This window comes from Acinetobacter sp. UBA6720 (assembly GCF_002454215.1).
In the GTDB taxonomy this organism is placed as follows: Bacteria; Pseudomonadota; Gammaproteobacteria; order Pseudomonadales; family Moraxellaceae; genus Acinetobacter.
In genome coordinates this window covers 21,124-27,988 of sequence record NZ_DKIK01000047.1, presented here as the reverse complement: position 1 = coordinate 27,988, position 6,865 = coordinate 21,124, and the positions used below count along the sequence as shown (strand labels likewise).

General features: G+C 44.3%; 6 protein-coding genes. All 6 read right to left on the bottom strand.

From position 1 onward, the window contains the following. On the bottom strand, window positions 1-726 hold a 726-nt coding region (mraY, locus tag B4F08_RS04170; protein ID WP_291373360.1), incomplete at its 3' end, for a phospho-N-acetylmuramoyl-pentapeptide-transferase. Further along, window positions 727-2,136, bottom strand: coding sequence for a UDP-N-acetylmuramoyl-tripeptide--D-alanyl-D-alanine ligase (locus B4F08_RS04165; RefSeq protein ID WP_291373358.1), 1,410 nt, complete (start codon window positions 2,134-2,136; stop codon window positions 727-729). It lies immediately after the preceding gene. Between the two features lie 9 nt (window positions 2,137-2,145). Continuing rightward, a complete protein-coding gene (locus tag B4F08_RS04160) occupies window positions 2,146-3,642 on the bottom strand; it encodes a UDP-N-acetylmuramoyl-L-alanyl-D-glutamate--2,6-diaminopimelate ligase (protein ID WP_291373356.1) in 1,497 nt (498 codons plus the stop codon). A gap of 7 nt (window positions 3,643-3,649) precedes the next feature. Then, window positions 3,650-5,473, bottom strand: a complete 1,824-nt coding sequence (gene ftsI, locus B4F08_RS04155) for a penicillin-binding protein PBP3 (protein WP_086209052.1) — start codon at window positions 5,471-5,473, stop codon at window positions 3,650-3,652. 12 nt (window positions 5,474-5,485) lie between these two features. Next, entirely contained in the window at window positions 5,486-5,818 is a 333-nt protein-coding gene (gene ftsL, locus B4F08_RS04150) for a cell division protein FtsL (protein WP_086209053.1), read from the bottom strand. Continuing rightward, window positions 5,818-6,741 carry a 16S rRNA (cytosine(1402)-N(4))-methyltransferase RsmH gene (gene rsmH, locus B4F08_RS04145; protein ID WP_086209054.1) on the bottom strand — a complete coding sequence of 308 codons (924 nt, stop codon included), beginning with the start codon at window positions 6,739-6,741 and terminating at the stop codon, window positions 5,818-5,820. The genes ftsL and rsmH overlap by 1 nt, the downstream gene beginning before the upstream one ends. Window positions 6,742-6,865: the final 124 nt, after the last annotated feature.

Sequence of the window (6,865 nt, the reverse complement as noted above, 5' to 3'; positions counted from 1 at the left end):
AATATGTAAATAATTGGCAAACCGCACATCGCCAGCCAAATAAGCAAATACCCCCAGACCCGCAGCAACCAACACCACGGGCATAATTGCTAAACCGTCCAAACCATCAGTGAGGTTTACAGCATTAGAAGCACCATTAATCACCAAATAGGTGAAAATGATAAAACCAATCCCCAGTGGAATCACCGACAAAGGAATACTTAAATCTTTAAAAAACGGGATCAGCAAATCCAGCATATTTGCAGTATGCACAGGATTGGTCTGTTGCTGTGCAATCACATACAGTGCAATACCTGCCCCTAATGACGCAACTGATGTCCAAAAGAATTTTTTACGTGCAGGTAAACCCGCATTGTCTTTATAGCGAATCTTGATCCAGTCATCGGCCCAACCCACGGCACCAAAAATCACCATCACTGCCAAGACGATCCACACATACGGATTGGATAAATCTGCCCATAACAGTGTTGAAATACCAATCGACATTAAAATCAACACACCACCCATAGTTGGTGTGCCCATTTTTTTGGCATGATTTTCAGGAGCATATGAACTCACGGCTTGACCATATTTGAGTGCTTGCAACTTGCGAATCATCACAGGACCGAGCACTAGACCAATGGTCAGCGCGGTTAAAACACTGAGCAAAGAACGCAATGTCAAATAACGAACCACCTGAAACGAGCTATGGTAGCCCGCCAGTTGTTCAAATAACCATAACAACATTTAGAGTTTCTCCATCAAATCAGCCATCAACGTTTCCATATGGGTATAACGAGAACCTTTAAAGAGGAAACTCATTGACTGGGGTTGATGTGTTTCAATTAAACTATGTAAAAAAGGCAATGCCTGCTCTTGAGTTAAAAAAGCCTGCATTTTTTTGCCATATTGAGTGCTGCGTGCACCTTCTTGTGCAGCAGGTGCAAACTCACCTACAGCAACGACGAAATTCAGCCCTTTCACCGAAACCAAATCACGTCCCAACATATAGTGTTGCTGTGCCGCAGCACTGCCTAGCTCACCGATATCACCCGTCACCATCACACGAATACCATCTTGCTGTGCAAGTACTTCGGCAGCAGCACGCATAGAGGTTGGATTGGCATTATAGGTATCATCAATAAACAGATGCGCACCCTGTTGAATAAAGTTTAAACGCCCCTTCGCCCCGACCGCTTGCTCTAAACCCAGTACAATATCATCTAAAGCAATACCAATTGCCAAGGCAAAAGCGGCCGCAGCAGTTGCATTTTGAACATTATGTTCCCCAGCAAACGGCAAATCTACCTGACGCCCCCCTTGAGGTGTGTTTAGGCGAAAGGTTGCCGATTGCGCATGTAATTCAATCTCAGTGGCAAAAATGTCACCACCTTGACCAAAACTGAGCACCTGTTCAGTTTGTACAGCTTGGCGAATGCTATCGGCAAAGTCATCGGCCGCAGGAACAATCGCTGTACCATTTGCAGTAATATGCGCATAAATCTCAGACTTGGCACGGCAGATACCATCGCGTCCACCGAATTCACCCAAGTGTGCTGTACCAATATTGATAATGCCTGCAACCAAAGGTTGGACCAAGTTCGAAGTATAATCAATTTCACCTTGATGACTTGCCCCTAGCTCCATCACCGCATATTGATGTTCAGGGCAAAGCTCAAGCAACATGACTGGTACACCCAAGTCATTATTCAGATTGCCTCGTGTCACCAAGGTGGGCGCTATACGTGACAAAATACTGCCTAGCATTTCTTTGGTGGTGGTCTTACCACTACTGCCCGTCAGCGCAATCACTTTTAACTGTGGATACTGTGCACGGCGGTAAGCTCCTAGCTGCCCCAGTGCCAAACGCGTATCAGGTACCACCAACTGGCAAATCTCTGCATCAATAGGCTGGCTCACAATGGCAACTTGACAACCTTGTTCAGTAACATGTGCAATAAAAGTATGCGCATCAAAACGCTCACCTTTGAGTGCCAAAAATGCATCACCCACTTCTGCATGACGTGAATCCGTCAAAATACGCTTAATCTCCGTATTGGGTGCTTTGTCGTTCAACCAATAACCTTGGGTTGCTTCGACCAATTGTGCTGCTGTCCATGGCATTAAAGGCACTGTGCTTGTTGTAGAGGTATGCATACGACTTCCTTAGTGTGCAGGGTAAGCAGAATCTGTAGTGTGGGTTTGGGTATCAATGGCTGACTGGACTTCAACGACATCATCAAACCAATGGCGTACCCCCTCTATTTCTTGATAATTTTCATGACCCTTGCCTGCAATAACCACAATATCACCCGCTTTGGCATGCTGAACGGCAAATTTAATTGCCTCACGACGATCACGGATTTCATGCACCACGCGATCTGCAAAATCAATGCCTGCTTTCATATCTGAAAAAATTTGCTCAGGATCTTCGGTACGTGGATTATCTGAAGTTAACATCACCACATCTGCCCCATTTAATGCAGCTTGGGTCATGAGTGGGCGTTTACCGCGATCACGGTCTCCACCACAGCCAAATACTGCCCAAAGCTGGTGTTCTACATGACGCTTCAACGTGCTTAAAACTTGCACCAGAGCATCAGGCGTATGTGCATAATCAACCACAAACAAACGTGCATCATCTCGAATCACTTGCATACGGCCTGGTGCACCTTTGAGCTGTGCTGTTGTTGCAACAACAGTGGTCAGATCGAACCCTGCTTGTTCCACCACAATTAAACTTGCGACCAAATTTTCAATATTAAAATGACCGAGTAATGGGTTTTGTATGTGATATTCAGCATGTTCCGTACACAAGCTAAAATTTGCACCTGTCAGGCTATATTGAATATTCTTCACCTGATAATCGGCAGGCTGGGTAGTTGAGTAAGTCAATATTTTTGGTTGAGCTGGATTATTTTGCGCGGCTTGCATCATGACCCCAGCGTGCTCATCATCCAGATTGATCACAGCGACCTTCAATGACGGAAATTGAAACAAGCGAGATTTGGCTTCGGCATAAGCCTCAAGTGTGCCGTGATAGTCCAAATGATCACGACTTAAATTGCTATAGGCTGCAATTTCAATTTCACAACCCGCTAAACGGCCTTGCTCTAAACCATGTGAAGAAGCCTCAATAGAAGCAAATTCCGCACCTTGAGTCGCATAGGTATATAGCGCATTTTGTAAATGCACAGCATCTAATGTGGTATGTGAAGAGGCTTCTAGATTCGGCAAAATACCATTGCCTGTGGTTCCCATCACCGCACATGATTTACCTTGGAGCATCAACAGTTCTGCAACCAAACGAGAAATCGTGGTTTTACCATTGGTTCCCGTGACCGCTAAAATCCGCGCAGGCGTAAAAGGATGACACGTCAACAAATATCGTTTCTGCCACTCTCCCATGAGGTGACGCACATTCGGCACTACAATGCTGTTTTCAAGCCCGAGGTCAATTTCACTCACCACCGCCAAGGCACCTTTGTCTAAGGCCGTTTGTGCAAATTGAGCTGTCTTTTCAGGTTGTGAGAACGAGGTCAGGGCAATAAAGATTTGTCCTGCCTGTACTTTACGACTATCAAGAACAAAACCCTGAAATGGCTGTGTCATCCATTCAGCAGTTGAGTTAACGGTGTAGAGTTGTTGAAATGTAATAGACATTCATCACCTATCTCTTGATTTCGGGAGAATCTAAGGGTTTATCTAAAGGAACGTTCATTAAACGCAAGGATTCTTGCATAACACGGGCAAACACAGGTGCCGATACAGTACCACCATAGTAAGTGCCTTGTGGGTTTTCAACCACGACCACCATCGCCAAACGTGGATCACTCACAGGTGCAACGCCAGCAAAAAGCGCACGATATTCGTTGGTTGAGTAACCTTTACGGTCAGCACGTAATTTATGTGCTGTACCTGTTTTACCACCTACACGGTAGCCCGGAATGGTCGCACGAGTCGCTGTACCACCTGGCAAGGTTGCAGTTTCCATCATCAGCAAGACTTGATCCGCAATTTTTGGATCAATCATTTGCTCACCTTGAGGTGGTGCATCCAACTTATACAAACTCAAAGGCATTTTTACCCCTTTGTTTGCCAACATGGCATAAGCATCTACCATTTGCAGCACAGTGGCATTCAAGCCATAGCCATAAGCCATTGTTGCAACTTCGGAAACATTCCATTTACTTGGTGGTAAGATTAGACCACCACTTTCACCCGGAAATTTCACTGCCGAACGTTGACCAAAGCCCAAACGCTTATAAAACGTTGGCAAAGTTGAATAAGGGAGTGAAAGCGCAATTTTTGCCACACCGACGTTCGAGGACTTTTGAATAATGCCACCCAAAGTCAATGGGCCATAGTTATGCGTATCACGAATGGTATGGTTGCCGACCCGCATCGAACCTGGAGTAGTATTCACCACGGTATTAGGTTGATATTTTCCACTTTCCAAAGCCATAGAAATGGTTAAAGGTTTCATGGTTGAACCTGGTTCAAAAGAGTCAACCGCTCCACGGTTACGCATGGCATCTTTATTCGATAAACTATTTTTATCATTCGGGTTATACGATGGCCATGACGTCATCGCTAAAATTTCACCCGTTTTTACATCCACCGCGATGGCTGTTGCAGAACGGGCATTGTTCGCTACACCCGCAGCAGTCAACTCACGGTACATGATGTACTGCAAACGCGAATCTATACTGAGGGTAATATTTTCCCCTGGCTCAACTTCTTTGATTACTTCTGGATCTTTAAAGCGATTGCCTTTTTTGTCACGAACGACTTGCTGTTCACCATCAATACCTGAAAGACGTTGATTGAGCTGCATTTCCAGACCTTCAATGCCTGAACCTTCACTGTTGGTCAAACCAATAATCTGTGCATTCGGCTGGGGCTGAGGATAATAGCGCTTGTAGTTCTTTTCGGTGTACACCCCTTGGAACCCTCGCTTCATAATCAGCTCTGCCTGCTGTGGCGGGACTTCTTTTTGCAAAACCAAATACCGTGAACGAGGGCGCTCGTTCAACTTTTGCTTTAATTCGGCCCGATCCATGCCAACAGCATCAGCCAACTCATCTAAATTTAAATTTTTATCAGGCAATTGACGTTTCAATTTACGATTATGCGGATCATTGGCTAATTCAGCGGTGATTTCATCAAATAACTTTTTATTATCAAAATAATCACGAGGATCAATCACCACTTTCATAATTGGTGTACTGATCGCCAAAGGTACACCATGACGGTCATAAATTACGCCACGCATGGCCTTAATTTTTTCAGTTCTTAAAATATTGGCATTGGCTTTGTTTTGTAAAAATTCAGTATTAATCACCTGAACATAAAAAGCACGTCCGACCAAAGCAAAGAAGCAGGCTAAAACCACTGCCCACATCAGATAAAAACGCCACATCTCAACCTGTAACGCTGATTTTTCAGTCACCGCTTGCTGTTTTTTACGGGTGGGTTTACGCTTTTCTACCATGTTGCAGCGGCCTTATTTTTTATTTTCTGAAGTCGTGGGTAAAGAAATTACTACGGTTTGTGCCGCAGGAGGTGAATACATTCGAAGTTGTGTCACTGCGCGCGTTCCAATTTGTGCAGTTGCGCCAAAGGTTTGCTGTTCAATCAACAAACGCCCCCATTCTGCATTCAGGTCATCGCGCTCTCGCATAAAAGAGCTCATTTCACGATAGTCATGTCGATATTCAAAAACTTGTAAGACCACCATCATGGCACTGATAAACACCAGCACCAATAAAATGGCATAAGCAATGAACTTCTTAAACTTTAACTTTGTTGGAGTTTTTTCAACGACTTCAGTTTTCATTATTCGCCTTTTGCTACTAAGCGTTCTGCAACTCTAAGCCATGCACTACGTGAACGTGGGTTGGCTTTCACTTCGGCATCACTTGCTTTCACACGTGATACTTTCTTTAAACGACGCGTATCTACGCGTTGTTGTGGCATGCCCCAGCCCAAATCTTCTTCAAGTGTCGACTCTTTTTGAATAAATTGTTTAATTAAGCGATCTTCTAGTGAATGGAAGCTAATGACCGCCAAACGACCATTCGGCTTTAACACATCTACCGCCTGCGGTAGAAAAACTTCAATATCTTCTAATTCTTTATTAATGGCAATACGAATGGCCTGAAAAGTTCGGGTTGCAGCATGTTTATTTTTTTCCCATTTCGGGTGTGCCACTTTCACAATCTCGGCCAGTTGAGCTGTGGTTTCAATCAACCCTGCAGCCTTGATAGCTTTCGCAATACGTCGGCTATAACGCTCTTCGCCATATTGGAAAATAACATTGGCTAAGGCTTCTTCTTCAATATTCACCAACCACTGCGCTGCCGTTGGACCTTGCGAGTTGTCCATACGCATATCAAGCGGACCATCTTTCATAAAACTAAAGCCACGCTCCGCCTGATCAAGCTGCGGTGAAGACACACCCAAATCTGCCATGACTCCATCAACCAAGCCAATCCCACGTGCTTCGAGCTCATATTTCAGGTCAGCAAAGCTGGCATGAATAATTTTAAAACGTGGATCTTCTTGTTCTAAAATAGCCGCTGTTTCCAGTGCTTGTGGGTCTTTATCAAAGCCATAGACACGCGCATTTTCATCCAGTTTAGATAACAATAAACGGGTATGTCCGCCACGACCAAACGTGCCATCAATGAAAATTCCTGTATTGCGATCTGCTACCAAAGCATCAACAGTTTCGTGAAGTAATACAGAAATATGCGACATAAAGACTCAATACGATCGGAAGGAAAAATGTAACTGCACATTATTACCTTGTTTTAACAAAGCTCCAAACGACTTTTTGTACGGAAATATTACTTTTCATAGACAAAACCGTTTTAAAACAGCC